General features: G+C 63.6%; 20 protein-coding genes. 15 read left to right on the top strand and 5 right to left on the bottom strand.

Translation table 11 applies throughout. The features are described from left to right. Positions 1-2 precede the first annotated feature (2 nt). The 10 genes from BVH73_RS05120 (at position 3) to BVH73_RS05170 (ending at position 11,676) form a co-directional block, all read left to right on the top strand. Positions 3-443 (top strand): pilin, encoded by a 441-nt coding sequence (locus tag BVH73_RS05120; RefSeq protein ID WP_079416679.1) that lies wholly within the window; start codon positions 3-5, stop codon positions 441-443. 380 nt (positions 444-823) lie between these two features. Continuing rightward, on the top strand, positions 824-1,273 hold the full coding sequence (locus BVH73_RS05125; RefSeq protein ID WP_154048523.1) for a pilin: 450 nt from the start codon (positions 824-826) through the stop codon (positions 1,271-1,273). Between the two features lie 793 nt (positions 1,274-2,066). After that, the gene (locus BVH73_RS05135) at positions 2,067-4,466 is read left to right on the top strand and encodes a tetratricopeptide repeat protein (protein ID WP_079416681.1); all 2,400 of its coding nucleotides are present in this window, start codon (positions 2,067-2,069) and stop codon (positions 4,464-4,466) included. Positions 4,467-4,489: 23 nt separating this feature from the next. Beyond that, a complete protein-coding gene (locus BVH73_RS05140; protein ID WP_154048424.1) occupies positions 4,490-6,535 on the top strand; it encodes a hypothetical protein in 2,046 nt (681 codons plus the stop codon). Between the two features lie 29 nt (positions 6,536-6,564). Next, positions 6,565-7,431, top strand: coding sequence for a glycosyltransferase family 2 protein (locus BVH73_RS05145; protein ID WP_079416685.1), 867 nt, complete (start codon positions 6,565-6,567; stop codon positions 7,429-7,431). Between the two features lie 42 nt (positions 7,432-7,473). Then, positions 7,474-7,728, top strand: a complete 255-nt coding sequence (locus BVH73_RS05150) for a type II toxin-antitoxin system Phd/YefM family antitoxin (RefSeq protein ID WP_079416687.1) — start codon at positions 7,474-7,476, stop codon at positions 7,726-7,728. Next, positions 7,728-8,132 (top strand): type II toxin-antitoxin system VapC family toxin, encoded by a 405-nt coding sequence (locus BVH73_RS05155; RefSeq protein WP_079416689.1) that lies wholly within the window; start codon positions 7,728-7,730, stop codon positions 8,130-8,132. The genes BVH73_RS05150 and BVH73_RS05155 overlap by 1 nt, the downstream gene beginning before the upstream one ends. A gap of 102 nt (positions 8,133-8,234) precedes the next feature. Beyond that, complete coding sequence (locus tag BVH73_RS05160) at positions 8,235-9,374, top strand: glycosyltransferase family 4 protein (RefSeq protein ID WP_079416691.1); 1,140 nt, start codon at positions 8,235-8,237, stop codon at positions 9,372-9,374. Beyond that, positions 9,374-10,507: a glycosyltransferase gene (locus BVH73_RS05165; protein ID WP_079416693.1), complete on the top strand. Its 1,134-nt coding sequence runs from the start codon at positions 9,374-9,376 to the stop codon at positions 10,505-10,507. Before BVH73_RS05160 ends, BVH73_RS05165 begins: the two co-directional genes overlap by 1 nt. Before the next feature lie 20 nt (positions 10,508-10,527). Beyond that, positions 10,528-11,676 (top strand): glycosyltransferase, encoded by a 1,149-nt coding sequence (locus tag BVH73_RS05170; RefSeq protein ID WP_079416695.1) that lies wholly within the window; start codon positions 10,528-10,530, stop codon positions 11,674-11,676. On the opposite strand, the gene BVH73_RS05175 is transcribed toward BVH73_RS05170, so the two are convergent. The 4 genes from BVH73_RS05175 to BVH73_RS05190 all read right to left on the bottom strand — a co-directional run bounded on the left by BVH73_RS05175 (position 11,645) and on the right by BVH73_RS05190 (position 15,490). After that, positions 11,645-12,571, bottom strand: a complete 927-nt coding sequence (locus tag BVH73_RS05175) for a class I SAM-dependent methyltransferase (protein ID WP_218919049.1) — start codon at positions 12,569-12,571, stop codon at positions 11,645-11,647. The genes BVH73_RS05170 and BVH73_RS05175 overlap by 32 nt on opposite strands. Before the next feature lie 136 nt (positions 12,572-12,707). Further along, positions 12,708-13,595, bottom strand: coding sequence for an FkbM family methyltransferase (locus BVH73_RS05180; RefSeq protein WP_079416699.1), 888 nt, complete (start codon positions 13,593-13,595; stop codon positions 12,708-12,710). After that, the gene (locus BVH73_RS05185; RefSeq protein ID WP_079416701.1) at positions 13,585-14,841 is read right to left on the bottom strand and encodes a lipopolysaccharide biosynthesis protein; all 1,257 of its coding nucleotides are present in this window, start codon (positions 14,839-14,841) and stop codon (positions 13,585-13,587) included. The genes BVH73_RS05180 and BVH73_RS05185 overlap by 11 nt, the downstream gene beginning before the upstream one ends. Before the next feature lie 79 nt (positions 14,842-14,920). Continuing rightward, positions 14,921-15,490 (bottom strand): Uma2 family endonuclease, encoded by a 570-nt coding sequence (locus BVH73_RS05190; RefSeq protein WP_079420356.1) that lies wholly within the window; start codon positions 15,488-15,490, stop codon positions 14,921-14,923. Positions 15,491-15,810: 320 nt separating this feature from the next. Here BVH73_RS05190 and BVH73_RS05195 point away from each other — a divergent pair, with 320 nt between their 5' ends. The 5 genes from BVH73_RS05195 to BVH73_RS05210 all read left to right on the top strand — a co-directional run bounded on the left by BVH73_RS05195 (position 15,811) and on the right by BVH73_RS05210 (position 19,818). Further along, on the top strand, positions 15,811-16,392 hold the full coding sequence (locus tag BVH73_RS05195) for a Uma2 family endonuclease (RefSeq protein WP_079416703.1): 582 nt from the start codon (positions 15,811-15,813) through the stop codon (positions 16,390-16,392). Positions 16,393-16,438: 46 nt separating this feature from the next. After that, positions 16,439-16,609: a hypothetical protein gene (locus BVH73_RS15920; RefSeq protein WP_169836754.1), complete on the top strand. Its 171-nt coding sequence runs from the start codon at positions 16,439-16,441 to the stop codon at positions 16,607-16,609. Between the two features lie 123 nt (positions 16,610-16,732). Continuing rightward, on the top strand, positions 16,733-17,308 hold the full coding sequence (locus tag BVH73_RS05200; RefSeq protein ID WP_079416705.1) for a LemA family protein: 576 nt from the start codon (positions 16,733-16,735) through the stop codon (positions 17,306-17,308). Beyond that, positions 17,308-18,192: a GIDE domain-containing protein gene (locus tag BVH73_RS05205; RefSeq protein ID WP_079416708.1), complete on the top strand. Its 885-nt coding sequence runs from the start codon at positions 17,308-17,310 to the stop codon at positions 18,190-18,192. Before BVH73_RS05200 ends, BVH73_RS05205 begins: the two co-directional genes overlap by 1 nt. Positions 18,193-18,522: 330 nt before the next feature. Next, positions 18,523-19,818, top strand: a complete 1,296-nt coding sequence (locus BVH73_RS05210; RefSeq protein ID WP_079416710.1) for a THUMP domain-containing class I SAM-dependent RNA methyltransferase — start codon at positions 18,523-18,525, stop codon at positions 19,816-19,818. A gap of 320 nt (positions 19,819-20,138) precedes the next feature. Here BVH73_RS05210 and tatA read toward each other — a convergent pair whose 3' ends face one another. Continuing rightward, a complete protein-coding gene (gene tatA, locus BVH73_RS05215; RefSeq protein WP_079416712.1) occupies positions 20,139-20,411 on the bottom strand; it encodes a Sec-independent protein translocase subunit TatA in 273 nt (90 codons plus the stop codon). Between the last annotated feature and the right edge of the window lie 68 nt (positions 20,412-20,479).

The following is a 20,479-nucleotide window of genomic DNA, read 5'->3' on the forward strand; positions in this document are numbered from 1 at the left end:
CCATGCGCCCCACCCTCCAACGCGGCTTCACCCTCATCGAGCTGATGATCGTGGTGGCCATCATCGGCATCCTGGCGGCCATTGCCATTCCGGCCTATCAGAACTACACCATGCGCGCCCAGGTGGCCGAGGGGCTCACCCTGGCGGGTGGCGCGAAGAATGCCATCTGGGATTACTACGCGCAGCACGGCGCCTTTCCCAACTCCAACCAGTCCGCCGGGCTGGTTTCGCCGGCGTCCATCAGCGGCAATTATGTGAGCAGCGTCACCGTCACCTCGGGCCTCATTCAAATGACCTACGGCAAAAACGCCAACAGCAATCTTCAGAACAAGGTGCTTTACCTCTCGGCCACCAGTTCGGCCGGCACCTTGATATGGAACTGCACCACCCATGCCGCCGCCAACGGCGTATCGCCAGACTATCTACCCACATCCTGCCGCTGACACGGCCCATTCCTCTCACCGCAAGAGGGCGCAGGCTTCAAGCCTGCGCCCTCTTGCTTTGGGGCGATGCCAATTCGCAGGCCGGGCTGACAAAAACGGGCGATGACGACAAAGATTGTCAGCGGCCTGAAGAGTCGCGGGGCTGGATTTCGTGAACCAGTTCACAGAAAAGGCAGGATTTCGGGCTGGCACGGCTTGTGCTCTATGTTCCCTGCCCATCGGGGGGTGATGTCAGTCCACCGCAGCTCGGGGCAGCATCTCCAGGTTCACCTCCGCTCCGGGCTGCGGCGTTTTTTACCCAACCGTTCTTGTTCATTAATTTTCTTACTTTCCACTCTCGGGAGTTTCAGATGAAACGCAATCTCAGCATCAAGCAACAAATGCAGCAAGGCTTCACCCTGATCGAATTGATGATCGTGGTGGCGATTATTGGTATTTTGGCAGCCATCGCGATTCCGGCTTATCAGAATTACACGATTCGGGCGCAGGTTTCGGAAGGTCTTTCGTTGGCTGATGGGGCAAAAACCGCGCTGGCAGAATATTACACCAATAAGGGAACATTCCCATCGCAAAATGCATCTGCTGGACTTGCAGCGGCCAATGCCATTACTGGAAGCTATGTTTCTAATGTTAATGCTGCAGGAGGCAAAATTCTGATTACCTTCAGCAAGGCCTCTCCTCAGAAGGCCAATAGCGCAATTGATGGCAAAATTCTGTCCTTGTCGGCGGTAACAGCCGGTGGCGGATCCATTCGTTGGACTTGCGGTACTACTTCCGCTGGCACTACCGTTCCTACTCAATACCTGCCCAGTTCTTGCAACGGTAGCTAAAAGTGAATGGGGTCAGGTCTAGTTCCATACCCCCCTTCTTCACCCGGAAACCCGCCGCGAGGCGGGTTTTTTCATGGCCTCACAAATACCCTGACGCCTCCATGCCATCGGCCCTGCCTGATTTGGATATGGTGGCCTGATCGTGAACTGCGCTGAACGTCCTGTGCGTGGGTTCCGCCATGGACGCCATCAGGCAGGCCGTGCGCATCCCGCGCGAATTCGAGTTGAAAGGGCGGGAGGCTGTCATGCGCCGCGAGGGAGGCCGGCTTGCAGCCTCTGGCTGATGTGAAGCGGTGACGCCGACTTTGCGTTCTTTGCCCGACACCAACGTGCTGTCGGATTTGCTACGCCATCCGCGACGGCATCGTTGCCCAGGCCATCGCCCGGGTCGGGGATTCGCAGGTGTGCACGTCGATCGTGGTGGGTGCCGAACTGCGCTTCGGCGCTGGAAAGAGCCGGTACGCCCATCGGCCCGAACGACCTGCTCATCGCCGCGCACGCTTTGTGCGAAGACCTCGCTCTGGCAACCACCAAGGTGCGGACGTTGTCACGCATCGAGTCGTTGCGCGTGGAAAATGAGCCGAATGACCCAAGCGTCGGGTCCAGGGCCCGTTATCCAAAGCTAGACTCGCACCATGCTCCATTTTCCGCCTCTCGAATTACCGCATGCGCTCCATCCCGTCACGGCCCGGGGCGACCGGCGAGAGGCCCTCTCTGTCGATGACACGGACCGCCGACTGCTTCTGGAGATCGCGGGCCGTGGGGTGCGCCGCCACGAGGCAAGGCGTATGCGATGAAGCCAGACCTGACCCCGAAGCTCTTTTCGAAGCTGTTTCTGCTGTTCATTCTCGCGCTGGGCTTGCTGGTTTATTGGCCGGGGCTGTCGGGCGGTTATGTGTTCGACGATTTCGGCAATCTGGTGGACAACGCGGCGTTTGCGCAAAGTGCGCTGCAGTCTCATTTCTGGCACGCCATCTGGAGCGCGCATGCCGGGCCGCTGGACCGGCCGCTGTCGATGTTCACCTTTGCCGCGCAGATGGTGTTCACCGGCATGAACCCCTGGCCGCTAAAGCTGGCGAATGTGCTGCTGCATCTGTTCAACGGCGCTCTGGTGTGGTTGCTGTCGGCGCGGGTGCTGGGCTGGCTGGAGCGCCGGGCGCCGAGCCCCTGGCTGGTCGGCGCCCCTGCGTTGGCGCTGCTCGCCACGGCGGCCTGGGTACTGGCCCCGATTCAGCTCACGGCGGTGCTTTACGTGATTCAGCGCGAAGAGTCGCTGGCCTCGGCCTTCGTGCTGCTGGGGCTGCTGGCGTATTGGCATGGCCGCATGCGGCTGATCGCCGGCCGGCGCGGCGCCTTGGCGTGGATCTGGGGCAGTCTGGCGCTGGGCACGGCCCTGGCCGCGCTGGCGAAGGAGACCGGGGTGATGCTGCCGGCCTATGCCTTCGTGCTGGAGTGGGTGGTGCTGCGCGGGGCGCGGGCGGCGACAAGCCTCCCCACCCCTGCCCTCCCCACAGGTGGGGAGGGAGTCTCTTGCTCGTCCTCCAGCAGTGGTGAAGGTCGGGAGGGACATACCCAAAACCGTGACACGCCGTCTTCTCCTCCCCTACGCAGTGGGGGAGGTCGGGAGGGGCATACCCAAAACCGTGACACGCCGTCTTCTCCTCCCCTACGCAGTGGGGGAGGTCGGGAGGGGGAGTCGGCCGCGCCGCCCTCCGGCCTCAACCCGCTGATTCCGGTGTTCGTGGTGCTGCTGCTCATTCCCGGCGTGCTGGGCCTGGCGTGGCTGTTACCCGGGGCGCTCAACGGCTCGGCCTACGCCGCCCGTCCGTTCACCTTGAGCGAGAGGCTGTTCACCGAAGGCCGGGTGCTGGTGGACTATCTGCGCTGGATCGTACTGCCCTCGCCCGATGCGCTTTCGCTCTATCACGACGACATTGCGCTATCCACCGGCTGGCTCTCGCCGTGGACGACGGCGGCAAGCTGGGCGTTTCTGGCGGCGCTGCTGGGTGCGGCGCTGGCCTTGCGCCGCCGCCTGCCGTTGTTCGCGTTCGGTGTGCTGTGGTGGTTCGCCGGGCAGTCGCTGCTGTCTACCTTCGTGCCGCTGGAGCTGGTGTACGAGCATCGCAACTATCTGCCGGACTGGGGGGTGTTTCTGGCGCTGTTCGCGCTGTTGTTCACCTGGAGCCCGCAAGCCGCGAAGCGCCGTGCTCACCTCCCCCACCCCGTGGGGGAGGCCGGGAGGGGGAGCCCGCCCGATGCCGGGCGCCGCGGCACGCTGCGCCTGCTCACCGTGGGCGCCGTGTTGGCGTTGATCACGCTCTACGGTCTTTTCACCACGCTTCGGGCGCAGACCTGGGGCAACCCGTACCGGCTGGCGTATTTCGAGGCGACCACGCATCCGAAGTCGCCGCGCGCCAGTTACGACCTGGGCCGCATGATGCTCATCACCGCGCAAGGCGTGGACAGCCCGCAGTTCCAGATGGGCATGCGGCAGATGGAACAGGGCGCCCTGCTGCCCGGCGCCGATCTGCAGCCTTTGCAGGCCCTGGTATTCATGTCGGCGAAAAACGGCCTGCCGATTCAACCTCGGTGGTGGGCCGAGATGCACCACACCATCGCCACTCAGCCGATGAGCTCCGAAGACGTGGGCGCGCTCTACAGCCTGATCCAGTGCAGCAACAATGGCGTGTGCCACTACACCCCGGAGGACGTGCAGCAACTCGGCCGACTGGTGGCCTTCGCGGTGCAGCGCAACCCGGGCCGGGCCGATCTGGTCACGCTGCAAGCCAACTGGGCCGCCAACCTTGCGCACGACAACCCGCTGGCCTACCAGCTCATGCTGCGCGCCGTGGCGCTCGACCCCGGCAAGTACGACTACTGGAAAAACCTGCTGCTCATGCAGATGGCCGCCGGGCTGTACGCCGATGCGGGCCAGGTGCTTGAGCGCATGCGCGAGCTGAACCGGTTTGGCATTCACGACGCGGAAATCGAGAAGCTGGGCCATGAGTTGCAGCACAAACTCGACTTGGCGGGCAGAAACACTCCCCCTCCCAACCTCCCCCACGGCGTGGGGGAGGAGAAACCCGCGCTGCGCGATACAAAAGCCGCCCCCCCCAACCTCCCCCACGCCGTAGGGGAGGAGTCTGAAGCTCCCTCCCCACAGGTGGGGAGGGCTGGGGTGGGGAGGCCGTAGGCATGCACACTCCAGAGACATCGATGCCTTCTTCCCATCTACGCCGGATGCGGCCCCTTCTGGCTCTCGGTGCCCTGCTGATCGTGGGTTGGCTGGCTTACTGGCCTGGCCGCACCGGACCCTTTCTGTTCGACGACTTCTCCAACCTCGCCCCCTTGGGCGACTACGGACAGATCGACACCTGGTGGAAGGCGGTGGCCTTTCTCACCTCGGGCTTTGCCGGGCCGACGGGGCGGCCGCTGGCCCTGGCGACCTTTCTGCTCGACGCCCGCAACTGGCCGGCGGCGCCCGAGGCTTTCAAGCTCACCAATGTGGCGATTCATCTGCTCAACGGCGCGCTGCTCGCGGGGCTGTGCGCGGCGCTGGCGCGGGCGCTGGGCCTGGCGCGGCGGCCTGCCGCCTGGGCCGGCGTGCTGGCCGCAGGGCTGTGGCTGCTCGACCCGTTCTGGGTGAGCACCACGCTGTATGTGGTGCAGCGCATGGCCATGCTTGCCGCCACGTTCGTGTTTGCGGGTCTGTGGGGCTACGCGCATGGCCGCGCCTTGCTGGCGCAGGGGCGCAGGCGCTCGGCCTACGCGTGGATGAGCGTGTCGCTCGCGCTGGGCACGCTGCTGGCGGTGCTCTCCAAGGAGAACGGCGCGCTGCTGCCGCTGCTGGCCTGGGTGCTGGAGGCCTTGGTGTTCGACCGGCAGCACACCGCCGTGGCGCAAGGCGGGCGCGCTTTTCTCGCCTGGCGCTGGGTGTTCGTGCGGCTGCCCGCGCTAGTGGTGTTGGGCTATCTCGCCACGTTTCTGCCGGGGCTGTGGACGGGGGCAATGGCCGGGCGCGACTTCACGCCGCTGCAACGGCTGCTCACCGAGTGCCGCATCGTCTGGACGTATCTGGGCGATATCTGGCTGGCGCGCACGCACGACGGCGGCCTGTTCCATGACGACATCGTGCTCTCGACCGGGCTGCTGCAACCGCTGTCCACGCTGTTTGCGGTGTTCGGCATCCTGGCGCTCATCGTCTTTGCCGCGATGTCGCGCTGGGCGCGGCACCCCGTGGTGGCCGCGGCCGGCGTGGCCGTGGGTTTCTATCTGGCGGGGCAGGTGATGGAGAGCACCTGGCTGCAGCTCGAACTCGCCTTCGAACATCGCAACTACCTGCCCGCGGGGCTGATGTTTCTGCCCTTGGCGATCGCGCTGGTCAATGGCCTGAATGGGGTCAGGCCTGGTCTTGTAGCCCAGGCATCGGGGCTAGACCAGACCCCGCCCCGGCGCCGCTGGGCGGTGTGGTTTGCCGTTGCGCTGCTGGCCCTGTTGGCGCTGCAGACGGCACGTCGGGCGGACGTCTGGGGCAAACCATTCCAGCAGGCTCTGGTGTGGGCGCGTGAGCACCCGGATTCACCGCGCGCGCAAGGCTATCTGGCCAATTTCTGGAGCAACACCGGCAACACGCCCGAGGCCGCCCGCCTGCTCGATGCCGCACTGCGCCAGCACCCGCGCAGCCTGATTTTGCTGATCAATCGCGCCGGCGTGGCTTGCGCCCTGGGCGAGGCGCCAGCGGGTTTGCGCGCCAGGCTGCTGCATGCTGCCCGCACGGCCGATCTGGCGGACAACGTCACCCAATATCAGTTCGGCAAATTGCTCGATGGCCTGGGTACCTGCTCCGCGCTGGGTGCAGACTTCGGGCAAGACCTGATCGCCGCGGCGCTGGCCAACCCCCATGCCGATCAGACCGCGGTACAGCGCGATCTTCTGCACCGCAAAGCCCTGGCCGCGCTGAGCGCCGGGCATGCCCAGGCTGCCTATGCACTCGATCTGCAGGCGCTGCGATTACCCGATTTGCCGGTGGGCGCACGGTTGCGCTTCGCCGTGGAGCTTGCCAGCGCGGGGCATCAGCAGGAGGCGCTCGACCTGCTCAATGCGGTGCCCTCGCCCCTTGCGCACCTTCACGGCTGGAGCATGCCGGCGCTGCATCAGCGCTGGCTGCGGCATGTCGGCTTCTATCAGGACAGCGAGGCCCATCTGCGCAAGGTGCTGATGCGTGAAATCGCCGAGAAATCGACCCAGGGCACTGCACAATGAGCCTCACGCAAGCATCCACCCGCTCCGCCATGACGACCCACCCGCCCCGGCTTTCCATCGTTCTCCCCGCACGCAACGAAGCGGGCGCCGTGGGGCAGACGGTGGCGCGCATCCGGGGCCTCTACCCCGAAGCCGAAATCATCGTGGTGAACGACGGCTCGACCGATGCCACCGCGGCCGTGGCCGCGCAGGCCGGAGCGCAAGTCATCAGCAAGCCCTACGGCATGGGCAATGGCGCCGCCATCAAGACGGGCGCTCGCGCTGCGCAAGGCGAGGTCTTGGTGTTCATGGACGCGGACGGGCAGCACGACCCCGCCGACATCCCCCGCCTTCTCGCCAAGCTGGACGAAGGCTACGACATGGCCGTGGGCGCGCGGGGCGATGGCTCTCAGGCCAGCGTGGGCCGGGGCCTGGCCAACGGCCTGTACAACCGCCTGGCAAGCTGGATGACCAATCACCCCGTGCGCGATCTGACCAGCGGCTTCCGCGCCGCGCGCGCCGACAAGTTTCTGGAGTTCATTCATCTGCTGCCCAACGGGTTTTCCTACCCGACGACCAGCACCATGGCGTTTTTCCGCAGCGCGTATCCGGTGGCCTATGTGCCCATCGTGGCGGCCAGGCGCGTGGGGACCAGCCACATCCGCCCCTTGCGCGACGGGGTGCGCTTCCTGCTCATCATTTTCAAGATTGCCACGCTGTATTCGCCGCTCAAGCTGTTCGCGCCGGTGGCGGCGGGGTTCACACTGCTCGGCCTGGGCTGGTACGGCTACACCTACGCCACCGAAGGACGTTTCACCAATATGAGCGCCCTGCTGCTCAGCGCCGGCGTGATCGTTTTTCTCATCGGGCTGATCTCGGAGCAGATCACCAATCTGACGTACAAGCGTGATGGTTGAGCGGCTAAAATCGAGCTAGCCATCTCACGCAGCGAGCGCCCCATGAAAATCGTCCCAGTCTATGAAGCCAAAAACCGGTTCTCTGAACTGCTGGTGGCTGCTGAGCAGGGGGAGGTCGTCTCCATCACCCGGCGCGGAACCGCTGTCGCCCGGCTCATCGCCGAGCCGGTGGTCAAACAAGGCAAGGCGGAGGCCAGGCGCCGCATCGCCGCCAGCTTTTCGCGTTTGCGCACCTGGCGCGACGAGGTTCGACTCGAAGGCGACATCAAGGCGCTATCCCGCGAAGGCGCACGCTGATGCCTTTCGTCATCGACAACTCGGTCGTCTGCGGTTGGTTTCTCTCCAATCAGGCCACGCCCTACACCGAAGTCGTGGCGCAGCGCCTGCTCGACGACACGGCTTTTGCGCCAGGGCTGTGGCCCTTGGAACTCGCCAATGTGCTGCGCACGGCATGCAAGCGCGGCGCTATCGTGGCACAACGGGCGCAGGAAATCAGCGCGGAAATCAACACGCTGCCCATCACGATTGACACGGCGCCGTCATCATCTTCGGCGCTCCTCGCGCTCGCTCTGCGATTCGATCTCACCAGCTATGACGCCGCTTACCTCGAACTCGCCTTGCGGCTGCAACTACCCATCGCGACGCAAGACGACGCGTTGATGCAGGCGGCCATGGCCGCGGGCGTGGGTGTGGTGCGCTGAAAAAACATCGAATGACCAGGCTGACGGAGACAAAATCGCTGCGCTGCCGGTCACGTGGAGACGATCAAATCAGAACAGATGCCCCGCGAGAAATGGCACCCGATGAGTGAAACACGCCAAAAACTGCTGCTTGTGACCCGCAATTTCCCTCCCCTTTGGGGAGGTATGGAGCGGTTGAACTGGCATATGGCGGCAGAGTTGTCCAAAAGCCTCGACGTGCGGATCGTGGCGCCTGTCGGTGCGGCGCAACACGCCCCACACGGCGTAGCCGTTCGAGAGGCGCCCCTCAAGCCGCTATGGCTCTTTCTGCTCAGGACAGCCACCTTGGCCCGGCATGAAGCGCGCGAATGGAAGCCCGACATCGTGCTCGCTGGCAGCGGCCTCACTGCGCCCCTGGTCTGGTGGGCGGCCCGTGCCTGCAAGGCGCGTAGGGCCGTGTACGTGCACGGGCTGGACCTCACCGTGCCGCATCCGGTGTACCGCGCGCTGTGGCGGCCAGCGCTGCGATGCATGGACGTGATCATCGCCAACAGCCGCCCCACGGCGCGACTGGCCGAAGGCATCGGCATCACCCCGGCGCGCATCCACGTCGTCCACCCCGGCGTGGAGATTCCGCCGCCCGATCCGCAGGCGCGGGCGCGCTTTCGCGCCCAGCACCAGCTCGGCGATGCGCCAGTGCTGCTGTCCGTAGGCCGACTAACCGCGCGCAAGGGCCTGCGCGAATTCGTGCGCGACGTGCTGCCACGCATCGCCGCCGTACGGCCCGATGTGCAACTGCTCATCGTCGGCGACGTGCCAGCCAATGCTCTCTACGCCGAAGCGCAAACCCCGCAAAGCATCCAGTCCGCCGCCGATGCGGCCGGCGTGGGCGGGAGGGTGCGGTTTCTGGGCACATTGTTCGGCCGCGATCTGGCCGATGCCTACGCCGGTGCCGATGTGCATGTGTTTCCGGTGCGCGACATCCCCAACGACCCCGAAGGCTTCGGGATGGTCGCCGTCGAGGCGGCTGCGCATGGCTTACCCACCGCGGGATACGCCACAGGCGGGGTGGTGGATGCCGTGGCCGAGGGCGTCAGCGGAACGACCGTCAGCCCCAATGACGGGAACGCGCTGGCGGCTGCGGTCTTGCACCTCACCGATCGACCGATGGCCCAAAACGTGATTCGCAACTTCGCGGCCCCGTTTGCTTGGGATGTGTTTGGGCGGCGAGTCGTTGCAGCCCTGATCAGGGGAAAACGCTGATGCGGGTGCTATTCATTGGCAAGCGCTTCTACACCAACCGCGATACGCTGCTGGACCACTATGGTCGCATCTATCAGCTTCCTCGCCACTGGGCACAGCAGGGTATCGATACACGGCTCTGGTTGATCGATTACCACAGCAAACAACGTGTCCAGCAGACGCAAGGCGCTTTGCCTATCGACAGCACCCCACTGCGCGGACCTGCTTGGTTCGCGGCCACCTTGAGCACCCTCGCAAGCCGTCTGCGCGGCAGTGAGCGCCCCACGCACATCGTCGCCAGTGGCGATGCTTACATTGGCCTGCTCGGCTGGCTACTTGCCCGATCGATTGGCGCTCATTTCGTGTTTGATGTGTACGACAAGTACGACGAATTCACGGGCTATCGCAAACCCCTCGGCTGGAACCTGTTCGGTTTTCTCCTTCAGCATGCAGACCGTTGCTGGTTTGCCAGCCGCCGATTATTGGGACAACTCGGCAATCCCAACCGAGGTGATGCACTCATCATGAACGGGATCGACTTAGATCACTTCACTGCGCACAAGATGGGCGCGGCACGCCAATGCTTCGATCTACCCACAGCGACGCCATTGGTAGGCTATTTCGGAGCGCTCAATCGCGAACGTGGGCTGCCCGATCTCATCGAGGCAATGCGAATCGTGCGAAGCATCGACAGCTCCGTTGAACTGATACTTGCCGGAAAAGCTGACGCCGAAATCACATTCGATGCGCCCGGTGTTCACTACCTGGGCAACCTGGACCACGAGCAAATTCCTTGGGCCTTGGCAGCGGTTGATGTTGTCGCCGTTCCCTACCGGCGCTCGCCCTTTCTCGACGCCGCATCATCTATCAAATTTGGGGAGATCATGGCCTGCAGGCGCCCACTGGTCGCCACTCGAACACCGAATCTGCTCGATAACTTTCCCGCGCAAGCCGCTGAACTGGATCCCTACCTTGCTCCGCCGCAAAATCCGGCAGCGCTTGCAGACGCCATCGTCAGACAACTGCGCGATCAAAAGCGGGTCGATCCGCCAGCAGGGATGGAGTGGGCCGCAATTGCTAGCGAAGCCCTGTCGTCTCTGGCCGCAGCCTGCGAAAATCAGGCCCTCAACACCTTGCCACGCACAAGGCTCTGAGTGCGCAGATCAGACATGCCATGAAAATTCTGTTTGTCCTGCCGCGCATGGTAGGTGGTGGTGTCGAGCGGGTGACGCTCAACTTAGCCACTGCACTGCGGCAGCGCGGTGCCGAGTGTCGGCTGGCCTTGCGCCGCGCCGAAGGCGAAATGCTGGCCGAGGCACAACAGGTTTTTGCCTCAGTGGATATTTTGACCGACGTAAGCCTGTGGCAATTCATCCCCCGGCTCACGGCGCTGATCGATACCGCCCAGCCCACACACATCATCACCGCCTTCACCGACATTGGGCTGCTGACTTGGATCGCACGGCGCCGGGGAAAGGCTAAGGTGCCGATCATTCATGGCATCCACAACACACATGCTTTCGCCAATCGCCGTCCAGGCATGATCGGCCTTTTGCGCTACCTGCTGAACCGGCAGCTCGACCGCCTGCTGTATCCCCGGGTGGATGCCATTGTTTGCGTTTCAAAGGGCATTGAAGCCGAAGTGAAAGCATGCTGCCCGAGTGCGGCAAGCTACACACGCACGATCTACAACCCAGTAGCGACCAAGGTACAAATTGCCCACTGCTTGCAGAACCCACGGCAGCGCGAGCGCCATGCCGGGCCATGGCGGATCGTCGGGCTGGGCCGGTTGACTGAGCAAAAGGGATTCGATGTTTTGATCAAGGCCGCAGGCCTGTTGCCTGCTTCGCCCCCTTGGCAAATCGACATTTACGGTGACGGCCCGCTGCGCGCTGTGTTGCAGCAAAGCATTCAGCGGCATGGTCTGCAGGATCGCATCACACTGCACGGCTACACCACTGATCCGGCCTCCGCTCTTGACCATGCGGATGTGTTCGTTCTTCCCTCGCGTCATGAAGGGTTTGGCCTCGTGCTTGTCGAAGCCATGCTGCATGGCGCGCAGGTCATCGCTACTGATTGCCCGCAAGGGCCGCGCGAAATTCTTCAGAGCGGGCGCATTGGTCAATTGGTACCGGTGGAGAACACCCGCGCTCTTGCAGAAGCGCTACAAGGAACAATGAGACGCAAATTTTGGATTGACTCGGCCGAATTGCAGAATCGCGCTTCATGCTTTTCGACCGAGGAAAGTACTGAGCAATGGGCCAATGTGTTGAATGAACTCAATCATAGTCCTAAGAATTTATTGGGCGGTAGGCAATTATAACAGTTTCTTCAGACCATCGCGGCGTAAATACAGAAAGAAAATCGCTTATCCAACGAACCACATATCGAATCTGAGCATGCGGGATAGCCAGACTATATTTTTTGGATATCTTAAGACTATCCCGCCAGTGCACCCTCGCGTGAAAGCCGCGCCGGATCACCCGAACCCCATCAAAGCCAGCTCGATGCATCGCATCGCGCAGCGATCTCTGACTATACAAACACAAATGATATGGTGGATGCAATGCGCTGAAAGCAGCACCAAACATCTTTAATCCAAGACCATTTGGATTTGGCAAAGCTATCCACAACAATCCACCAGGACGAAGCAAAGCAAATGATTTGATCATTATGTGATCAAGGTTGGCAGCATGCTCAATAACATGATTCATGGTCAGAACATCGTAAACACCTTGACGATCATCCATTTCATCGATGAAGCCACAACGCACATCCAGCCCTTTTTCCGCACATAAGTTAGCCGCTACAGGATCAGGCTCGACCCCTTCAGCTTTCCAGCCCATTTTTTCCGCGAACGCTAAAAATGCGCCATTGCCACAACCAACATCCAATAATCTACCAAAGCCCCGCAATCTATTCAGATTTAAATTCCGGCAAAAGCGATCCAATTTCTGTCTCGCTGGCGGGAATGACCTGATTATTAAATATCCCCACTTACAAGAACTATCAAAATCAATATTAAAGCCCCCCCTCAAGTAACCTCGAACTAAAGTCCAAAAAATACCAGTTCTAGAATAAATTTCCTCATATGTATTTTGTTCTACATGCGTTAGATAATCTTCGTACGCCGCAGGAAGAGACGTTGCATCAGGGCGTGGATTTAAATAAATCGAATGGCAGTTTTCGCAATAATGCATTGTCCAGACATCAGGCATCTTGCCGTCGTCATCGCGGCGCTTATACGTTCGTCCTTCATCTCTAATTGTTACCCCGCATGCAGGACAGGATTTTATTGATTCAAGCGCACCTCGCGACCAACCCATTATAGATCTCCTGAATTTTTAATATCATTTATTCAATAATTTTAGAAATCTGCATTTTGTGCAGACAAAGCACATTCTGGATCGCTGACAGATCATTCGCAGCAATAGCATGGGGGCGCGCATTTCCCGTCTTATAGAACTGGTAGCCGAGACCTGTGAGGAAATCAAGAATCTGCCGCTGCTCATAGCCTGCGGCAGCGCTGGTCTGGGATTGCACCTCGACGATCAACCAGGGTTGATAACTACGCAGCGTAGCTTCCGCGCCGCGCAAACATTCGAGTTCTGCCCCTTCGATATCGATTTTGATGCCATCGAGTGCTCTGATCGGATGTTCGAGAAAGTAGTGATCAAGAGTGTCAAGGCGCACCTGTTGCACTGGAGCGCGACTTTGATCGATGTTGTGCAGGCTGGCCAGCCCGTCGTGCGGGTCCCAGGTGCCATTGTTACCCGTCGAGGCGAAAATTTCGGCGCTTCCTTGATGGTCCGATAACGCCAGGCGCTCCAGCGTGCACCAGGTTAAATCGTTCCAGAGAAGATGCTGTGCGAGCTTGCCGGCTATGGAATCGACCGGCTCGAAAGCCGTGACCGACCCATAGGCCCCCACGATTTTCCCGGCTGTGAGCGTGATTTCACCGATGTTTGCGCCGATATCGACAAAGTGCATGCCAGGCTGCAGGAGCCATTGCAATGTGGCGACCACATCCCGACTGTAATGTCCCATCCAGAAAATGCGCCGCTGCATGTGTTCGGACAGATCGAGCCGCATCCGCTGTGAGCCGTTGAAATCGCCGATCTCGACTTCGGCTTTGACGCGTGCAAACAGACGGCGACAAAGCGTGTGCGGAAGTTTCGAGTGGCTAGCGGCGGCAACCGCGTTCGCCGCCGCACGAATGCGGAGATAGTGTTCAGGCTGCACGGGACATTCTCTCAGTCGTTCGTTGTTGAAACATGATGATCATGATGAGCCCTGTCAGGGCCATGATGGATTCCGCGCAAGCAAGCGCCAGCGGCATGGCGTGGGGCTGGGCGTATGTGGTGAAGATAAACGCCGCAAGCGTCAACACGGCCAGCCCACCCAACTCGAAGCCCACGCGCATCCACGGTTTGCCCAGGGCCATCAGGGCGCTGCCTGCGGTGATGCGCAGGGCCATGCCGGGCACGGCCAGGGTCAGCCACCGCAGGGTGTCGCCCAGTCCCGCGTAGCGGGCGCCGAACAGTACATCGAACAGCGGCGCGGCCAGCCACAGCGCGGCGGCCAGCAGCACGCTGTAGCCGAAGGCGCTGGCAAACACCCAGCGCAGCAGGCGGCCGGAGCGGGCGTGGTCGGTTTCGGCCTCTCGGAACAGGCGCGGCAGGGTGGCGAGCATCATGGCGATCACGGGCAGGGTGATTGCGCCGATGACCCGAGCCCCTGCGGCGTACACGCCAGCCGCGGCCAGCGGCAGCAATGCGGCGGCCAGGGTCTTGTCGAGTTCGGCCGGTCCGCTGGCGGTAAGGTTGAGCGCGGCATAGCCAGCGGCGTCACGCAGGTCGGCGCGACGCGGCAGCCGCCAGGTACGCCATGCGGGCCAGGCTTCCTGAAGTGTGCGCGTGGCCAGGAGCAGCGTCAGCGCCGAAGCGGCAAGGTAGCCCCAGGCGTAGGCCGCCAGCGGGTCGGTCGGCTGCAGCGCCCCCACGGCCAGCGCGGCCCCCAGGCGCAGGATCAGCGGCAGCGTGCTGAGCATCTGCGCGGTGGCGATGCGCCCATGCCCCTGCAGTTCGGCGCTGGGCTGGTTGAGCAGGGGTTGCAGCAGCAGTTCGGTGATGCCGAGCGCAAGCAGCACGGTGAAAGCGATGTCGGCTTGGGCGAACAGGGTAAGGGTGAGCAGGAGGTACAACATCAGCAGCGCGCTGCCACACAGCAGCGTCGTGCCAAGCGCAAATGGCAGGACTGCGGCGCGACGCCGCGGCTCGCGTGACACCTCGCGCAGTAACACCAGATGCGTGCCAAAGGTGGACAGCGAACCCATCAACACCGCCAGCGCGGCCACACCGGCGAATGCGCCGTAGGCATGCGGCCCGAGTAGCCGCGCCACCACCAGCAGCGTGCCCGCCTGCGCCAGCAGCCGCAGGCCGAATACGGCGCTGGTGCGCACGGTGGCGCGGGCGATGGGGCCGCGCATGGGTCTCAGTGGACGCGGCCTTGGATCAGGCCGCGGCGGGCCAAGGCGCTGTCAGCTCGCATAAGCATTGCGCCTTGGCCTAGCCCTGCGCCCAATCCACATCCGCATACACCTGCTCGACCGCCAGTTCGGCATCGAGGCAGTCCAGGTGCAGGCTGCCTTGGTCGCCGCGTTCGACTTTCCAGCCGTTGGCGCGGCGATGGAGTTCGAGCAGGGGCTGGTCTTGCGCCACCAGCAGCACCTCTTGCACGCTGGGCAGGCTGATGTAGGACAGCAGTTTTTCGCGGCGGTCGATGCGCTCGGTGCCGGGGCTGAGCACTTCGGCGACGAGGCAGGGGCGGGTGAGGTAGTAAGAGGCGCGGTCTTCCGAGTCGCGGGCGATCATGAGGTCGGGGTAGTAGAAGATGGTTGCGCCGGCCACTTCAAGGCGCAGCTTCATGTCGTTGGTGAAGAGCTGGCAGCGGCGCTGGCGGGCATGCGGGGTGAGCGCGAAGGTCATTGCGGTGACGATCAGGGCATGGCGGCGGCTGGCTCCGCTCATGGCGTAGACCTCGCCGTCGAGGTATTCGTGGCGGGTTTCGGCGTCGCGCTCGCCGGCGAGGTAGTCGTCGATGCTGAGGCGGGTTCTTTTCGCGGCTTGGGGCGGCATGGCACACTGTCCTTTGCATTCATCACGGCGGGCGGCGTTTTGGTGCGCGCCGAGGCAGACGCCGCAAGCATAGAGCACGGACGCTTCGCTGATGAAATGCTGCCGCAAACGGGCTCGGGCGAGCACTTCGCCCCACCCCAACCCTCCCCACGTCTGGGGAGGGAGAGAACACTCCTCTCCCACTGCGTGGGGGAGGCTGGGAGGGGGAGGGGACGTCGGATTGTCTTGCCCATGCGCCGATCATCCTTGTCCATACCGGATCAATGGCCCTGCCGGGGCCGCTTTCTACAATCGCACGCACACGAGCAAGGAGTATGGCCATGACCGCGGTTCCTCAACCCAAGTTCAGCGCAGAAGACTACCTGGCCTGGGAGGTCACGCAGACGGAAAAGCATGAGTTCGTCGGCGGTGAAGCGTTCGCCATGGCGGGTGCGAGCGATGCGCATGTGACAGTCGCTGGAAATCTGTTTGTCGCCTTGCGCGCCCATCTGCGCGGCACGCCCTGCCGCACTTACATTGCCGACATGAAACTGCACATGGCTGCAGCCGATGCGTATTTCTACCCTGATGTGTTCGTCACCTGCTCGACGGCCGATGCGCTGCGGCCGCAGGACAAGGCCGAGCCGGTGCTGGTGGCCGAAGTGCTGTCGCCAACGACGGCCGCGTATGACCGAGGCGCGAAGTTTGCGGCCTACCGCAGCCTGCCGAGCTTGCAGGAGTATGTGCTGATCGACCCCGAAAGCCCTGGCGTCGAGGTGTACCGGCGCGATGCGAGCAACCACTGGGTGCTCTACCCCTACGGCCCGCAGGACGCAGCGGAGTTCGCCAGCGTGGGCCTGACGCTGCCAGTCGCACAGGTGTTCGAGGACGTGCCCCCACCCGGCGCGGCAGCAGCGGCTTGAATGCGGGCATGGCGACGCAGACGGCATACATCGTCTTGTACATCGCATGAAACTTTCCCGCAAACGCGCCCGGGCGCAGACGATCAAGCTGCCCGCTACTTCGCCACGCAACCCGCTGGTGGCGGCAGCGCTGCAGCGCAAGGCGGGGGCGCATCGCAAGAGCAACAAGGCGTTGCGGCGTGGGCAGCGCTCGGGGCGCAAATCGGCATTGGAGTGAACAGGGCCAGGCTACCCAGTGTGATGACGGCGCAACACTGGCTGGCGGCGGCATCGCCGGAACGGCGTTGTTTCAGCCGCGAAACGTAAACTCCGAAACATCCCGTTTCAACCGGCCCCGTCCATGATTACCTCCCTCGTCGTCATTGCCCTGCTCGTCGCGCTGCTGTTTTACGGCGTGATGATTTACAACAATCTGGTGAATCTCAAGCATGCCATCACGCAGGCTTGGGCGAATATCGATGTGCTGCTCAAGCAGCGCCACGATGAGCTGCCCAAGCTGGTGGAGGTGTGCCGGCAGTCGATGCATTTTGAGCAGGAGACGCTGGAGCGCGTGGTGCGCGCGCGGTCGCAGGTGCAGCAGGCGCGCGAGGCGGGCGATGTGCGCAGCCTGGGCCGCGCCGAGGGGGCGCTGCGCAGCGGGCTGGGGGCCTTGTTCGCGGTGGCGGAGGCCTACCCCGATCTGAAAACCAACGAGGCTTTCCAGCATCTGCAGGCACGCATCAGCGGTCTGGAAGAGAACATTGCCGACCGGCGCGAGTTCTACAACGCGGCGGTCAATGCGAACAATGTGCGCATCGACCAGTTCCCCGATCTGATCGTGGCGCGGCTGCTGGCCTTCGGCCCGGCGGAGCTGTTCAAGGTGGCGTCGGGCGAGCGGGCCGATGTGGATCTGAAGGGTCTGTTCGCGGCTTCGTGATGCTGAGCGGTCTGTCGCCCGGCGGGGCGCCCGGGCAGGTGCTGGCGTTTGCCCTCGTGCTGGGGGCGGGCGGCGTGGTGCAGTTTTTCCGCCTGCAGCGCCGCCGCCGGGCGATGGAAGACATGCCTACGGCGCGCATCCGCTCGGCGTCGCAGGGCTATGCGGAATTGATCGGACAGGCGCTGCCGCCCGATGCGCCGCTGTTCTCGCCCCTCTCCCGCACGCCCTGCTGCTGGTATCGCTTCAAGATCGAAAAGCGCGACCGCGACAGCAACCGCAATTGGTCGGTCGAGCAGCAGGGCGTCAGCACGACCCAGTTCTGGCTCGACGACGATACGGGGCGCTGCATCATCGACCCCGAAGGCGCCGAGGTGCGCGCCCTCACCCGGCGCACCTGGACGGGCTCCACCGCGCAGGTCATTCCCGGCACCAGCGAGGTGATGATGACTGGCGACAACGACCATCGCTACACCGAGCATCTCATCCTGCCCGGGCAGACGCTGTATGCCCTGGGCTGGTTTGCCAGCCTCTCGCCCTTGCAGGTCTCAAGCCACGCCGAGGTGCGCGAGCGCATCGCCGCGTGGAAGGCCGACCCGCAACAGCGCCGCGCCTTCGACTCCAACGGGGACGGCGCGCTGGACATGGCCGAGTTTGAGCAGCTGCGCCAGCAGGCCGCAGCAGCCGTCGAGGCCGAGCGCCGCGAACGCGCCGTGCAGCCGCAGACGCATGTGCTCAGAAGGCCGAAGGACAAGCGCCTGTTTCTGCTCACCACCGAACCGCACGACGACCTGACGCGCACTCTGCGCTGGCAAGCCTGGGCGTGGCTGACCGTCGGCGTGCTGGGCCTGGCTTACGGTGGCGCGGGTTTGCTCATGCTGGGTTGACGGGCGGCCACCGACTCCCCACCCCAACCCTCCCCACCCATGGGGAGGGAGAGAACACGCCTCCCCCACAAAGTGGGGAAGGCTGAGAGAGCGATGCCCACCCCAACCCTCCCCACCCATGGGGAGGGAGAGAACACGCCTCCCCGACGTCGCGGGGAAGCCGGGAGGGGCTTACGCAGATCACGCACAGCGCCTTCTACTCCTCCCCCACAGCGTGGGGGAGGTTGGGAGGGCTTACGCCGATCGCGCGCAGCGCCTTCTACTCCTCCCCCACAGGGTGGGGGAGGTTGGGAGGGGGAGTCTGACCGCCGCAGGCCATACGATGGCGACATGCAATCGCCCTATTCCTCTGTCTACAAAAAGCGCCGGGAAAGCGGGAGTGGGAACCGGTCGGGCTCAGCCGCCCAGGCCTCGAACCCCGACCTGACTCCCCAAAATCTCGGCACCTTTGATTTTTTTCTGCCCTGCCCGCGTGGCCTCGAAACGGCGCTGGCCGATGAGGTCAAGGCGCTGGCCGCGCACAGCCCTACCTTGCGGATGGGCGCGCCCGCGCCTGGCGGCCTGCCGGTGCAGGGCACGCTGACGGACGCGATGCGGCTGAATCTGCATTGCCGTCTGACCAGCCGCGTCTTGCTGCTGGGCGGCCGTTGCGGCTATGCCGATGCCGAAGACATCTATCACTTGGCCCGCGATCTGGCCTGGGAAAAATGGTTCGGCGTCACCCAGGCCTTGCGCGTGGACGTGACGGCCGAGCGCAGCCCCCTGGAAAGCATCAAGTTCGCCGCGCTGCGGGTGAAGGACGGCATCTGCGACCGCTTCCGCGCGCTGACGGGCGAGCGCCCGGATGTGGACACCGCCCACCCGGATGTGCGCATCCATCTGCACTTGCGCGAAGCCGACGCCCTGCTCTATCTGGACACCAGCGGCGAGCCGCTGTTCAAGCGCGGCTGGCGCAGCGAGCATGGCGCGGCGCCGCTGAAGGAGCATCTGGCCGCCGGGCTGCTCATGCTCTCGGGCTGGACGCCGGCCGATGTGCTGTTCGATCCGCTGTGCGGCTCGGGCACCCTGGTCATCGAGGCTGCCCAGATGGCGGCCCACCGGGCGCCGGGACTGGATCGCACCTTCGGTTTCGAAGTTCTTCAGGGCTTCGACGCCGACGCCTGGACCGCCCTGCGCGAGCAGGCCCGCCAGGCGGTGCGGCCGGTGGCGCCGGGTCAGTTCTTCGCGGCCGACATCGATCCGGCGAATGTACGCATGACCCTGGACAACGCCCGCCGCGCCGGGGTGGAGGGCGCGATCGCCGCCCAGGCAGGCGACGTGATCGCCGCCGCACCCCCGGTGGACGCCGCCGCCCTGCCCTCCGGGCAACAGGCCTGGCTCATCAGCAATCCTCCGTACAACGAACGCATCGCGCCCGAAGGCGTTGCCGCCACGGACTTCGCCCCCCAGCTCGCGCACACGCTGAAGCAGCGCTTCGCCGGCTGGCATGTAGGACTGCTCGCGGCCGATCTGCACTGGGACCGGGCGCTGCGCCTCAAACCGCGCCGCCGCATCGTGCTGTTCAACGGCACGATCGAGTGCCGACTGATGTTGTTCGACATGGTGGCGGGCAGCGCACGGGGCTGAGTCTGCGGGGCTATTGATCCGCGGCCTGGAGAAGGATGAACGGGTCATGGGGCCCGCCATGCAGGCGTCTCCCCCTCCCAACCTCCCCCACCCTGTGGGGGAGGAGTAAACAGCGCTACGCGCGATCTGCGTACGCCCTCCCAACCTCCCCCACCCTGTGGGGAAGGAGTAGAAGGCGCTGTGCGTGATCTGCGTAAGCCCATCCCTGCCTCCCCCTATGAGGGAGGCGTGTTCCCTCCCTCTCCACTTGTGGGGAGGGTTGGGGTGGGGCGCCGTTTCAAACGTCAACGCGCCGGATCAATAAGACCGGCCCGTGGCGCTTACTTCGCCTTGAACGCGATGTCTTCCGCCTGCTCGGCGCGTGTACCCAGGGGCGATTTGGACGAGGCGGTCACCTGGGGCGGGGCGGCTGGCGGCGCCGCGTCCGGCTCGGCCGTCTTCTCCGCGGGCGCGTCGGCTTCTTTCATGCCGTCCTTGAAGCCGCGCACGGCCTGACCGAGGTCGCTGCCCATGTTTTTGAGCTTTTTGGTGCCGAAGATCATGATCACGATCAGCAGCACGATGAGCCAATGCCAGATACTGAATTCACCCATGGTGGTTCTCCTGTGCGTCCGCCGCGCAGCGGGCACGTCTTGTTCTACTGAGATCGAAATTGTCCACC

Origin of the sequence: Thiomonas intermedia, from assembly GCF_002028405.1 — a bacterium.
GTDB lineage: Bacteria > Pseudomonadota > Gammaproteobacteria > Burkholderiales > Burkholderiaceae_C > Thiomonas > Thiomonas intermedia.

Coding starts and splice junctions, on each gene's coding strand:
- BVH73_RS05190 (WP_079420356.1), bottom strand. CDS start 15,490: ATGCCGCCCCAAGCCGCGAAAAGAACCCGCCTCAGCATCGACGACTAC.
- BVH73_RS15920 (WP_169836754.1), top strand. CDS start 16,439: ATGAAACTTTCCCGCAAACGCGCCCGGGCGCAGACGATCAAGCTGCCC.
- BVH73_RS05195 (WP_079416703.1), top strand. CDS start 15,811: ATGACCGCGGTTCCTCAACCCAAGTTCAGCGCAGAAGACTACCTGGCC.
- BVH73_RS05125 (WP_154048523.1), top strand. CDS start 824: ATGCAGCAAGGCTTCACCCTGATCGAATTGATGATCGTGGTGGCGATT.
- BVH73_RS05150 (WP_079416687.1), top strand. CDS start 7,474: ATGAAAATCGTCCCAGTCTATGAAGCCAAAAACCGGTTCTCTGAACTG.
- BVH73_RS05205 (WP_079416708.1), top strand. CDS start 17,308: ATGCTGAGCGGTCTGTCGCCCGGCGGGGCGCCCGGGCAGGTGCTGGCG.
- BVH73_RS05210 (WP_079416710.1), top strand. CDS start 18,523: ATGCAATCGCCCTATTCCTCTGTCTACAAAAAGCGCCGGGAAAGCGGG.
- BVH73_RS05145 (WP_079416685.1), top strand. CDS start 6,565: ATGACGACCCACCCGCCCCGGCTTTCCATCGTTCTCCCCGCACGCAAC.
- BVH73_RS05200 (WP_079416705.1), top strand. CDS start 16,733: ATGATTACCTCCCTCGTCGTCATTGCCCTGCTCGTCGCGCTGCTGTTT.
- BVH73_RS05135 (WP_079416681.1), top strand. CDS start 2,067: ATGAAGCCAGACCTGACCCCGAAGCTCTTTTCGAAGCTGTTTCTGCTG.
- BVH73_RS05170 (WP_079416695.1), top strand. CDS start 10,528: ATGAAAATTCTGTTTGTCCTGCCGCGCATGGTAGGTGGTGGTGTCGAG.
- BVH73_RS05185 (WP_079416701.1), bottom strand. CDS start 14,841: ATGCGCGGCCCCATCGCCCGCGCCACCGTGCGCACCAGCGCCGTATTC.
- tatA (WP_079416712.1), bottom strand. CDS start 20,411: ATGGGTGAATTCAGTATCTGGCATTGGCTCATCGTGCTGCTGATCGTG.
- BVH73_RS05120 (WP_079416679.1), top strand. CDS start 3: ATGCGCCCCACCCTCCAACGCGGCTTCACCCTCATCGAGCTGATGATC.
- BVH73_RS05165 (WP_079416693.1), top strand. CDS start 9,374: ATGCGGGTGCTATTCATTGGCAAGCGCTTCTACACCAACCGCGATACG.
- BVH73_RS05140 (WP_154048424.1), top strand. CDS start 4,490: ATGCCTTCTTCCCATCTACGCCGGATGCGGCCCCTTCTGGCTCTCGGT.
- BVH73_RS05175 (WP_218919049.1), bottom strand. CDS start 12,571: ATGCCTGATGTCTGGACAATGCATTATTGCGAAAACTGCCATTCGATT.
- BVH73_RS05160 (WP_079416691.1), top strand. CDS start 8,235: ATGAGTGAAACACGCCAAAAACTGCTGCTTGTGACCCGCAATTTCCCT.
- BVH73_RS05155 (WP_079416689.1), top strand. CDS start 7,728: ATGCCTTTCGTCATCGACAACTCGGTCGTCTGCGGTTGGTTTCTCTCC.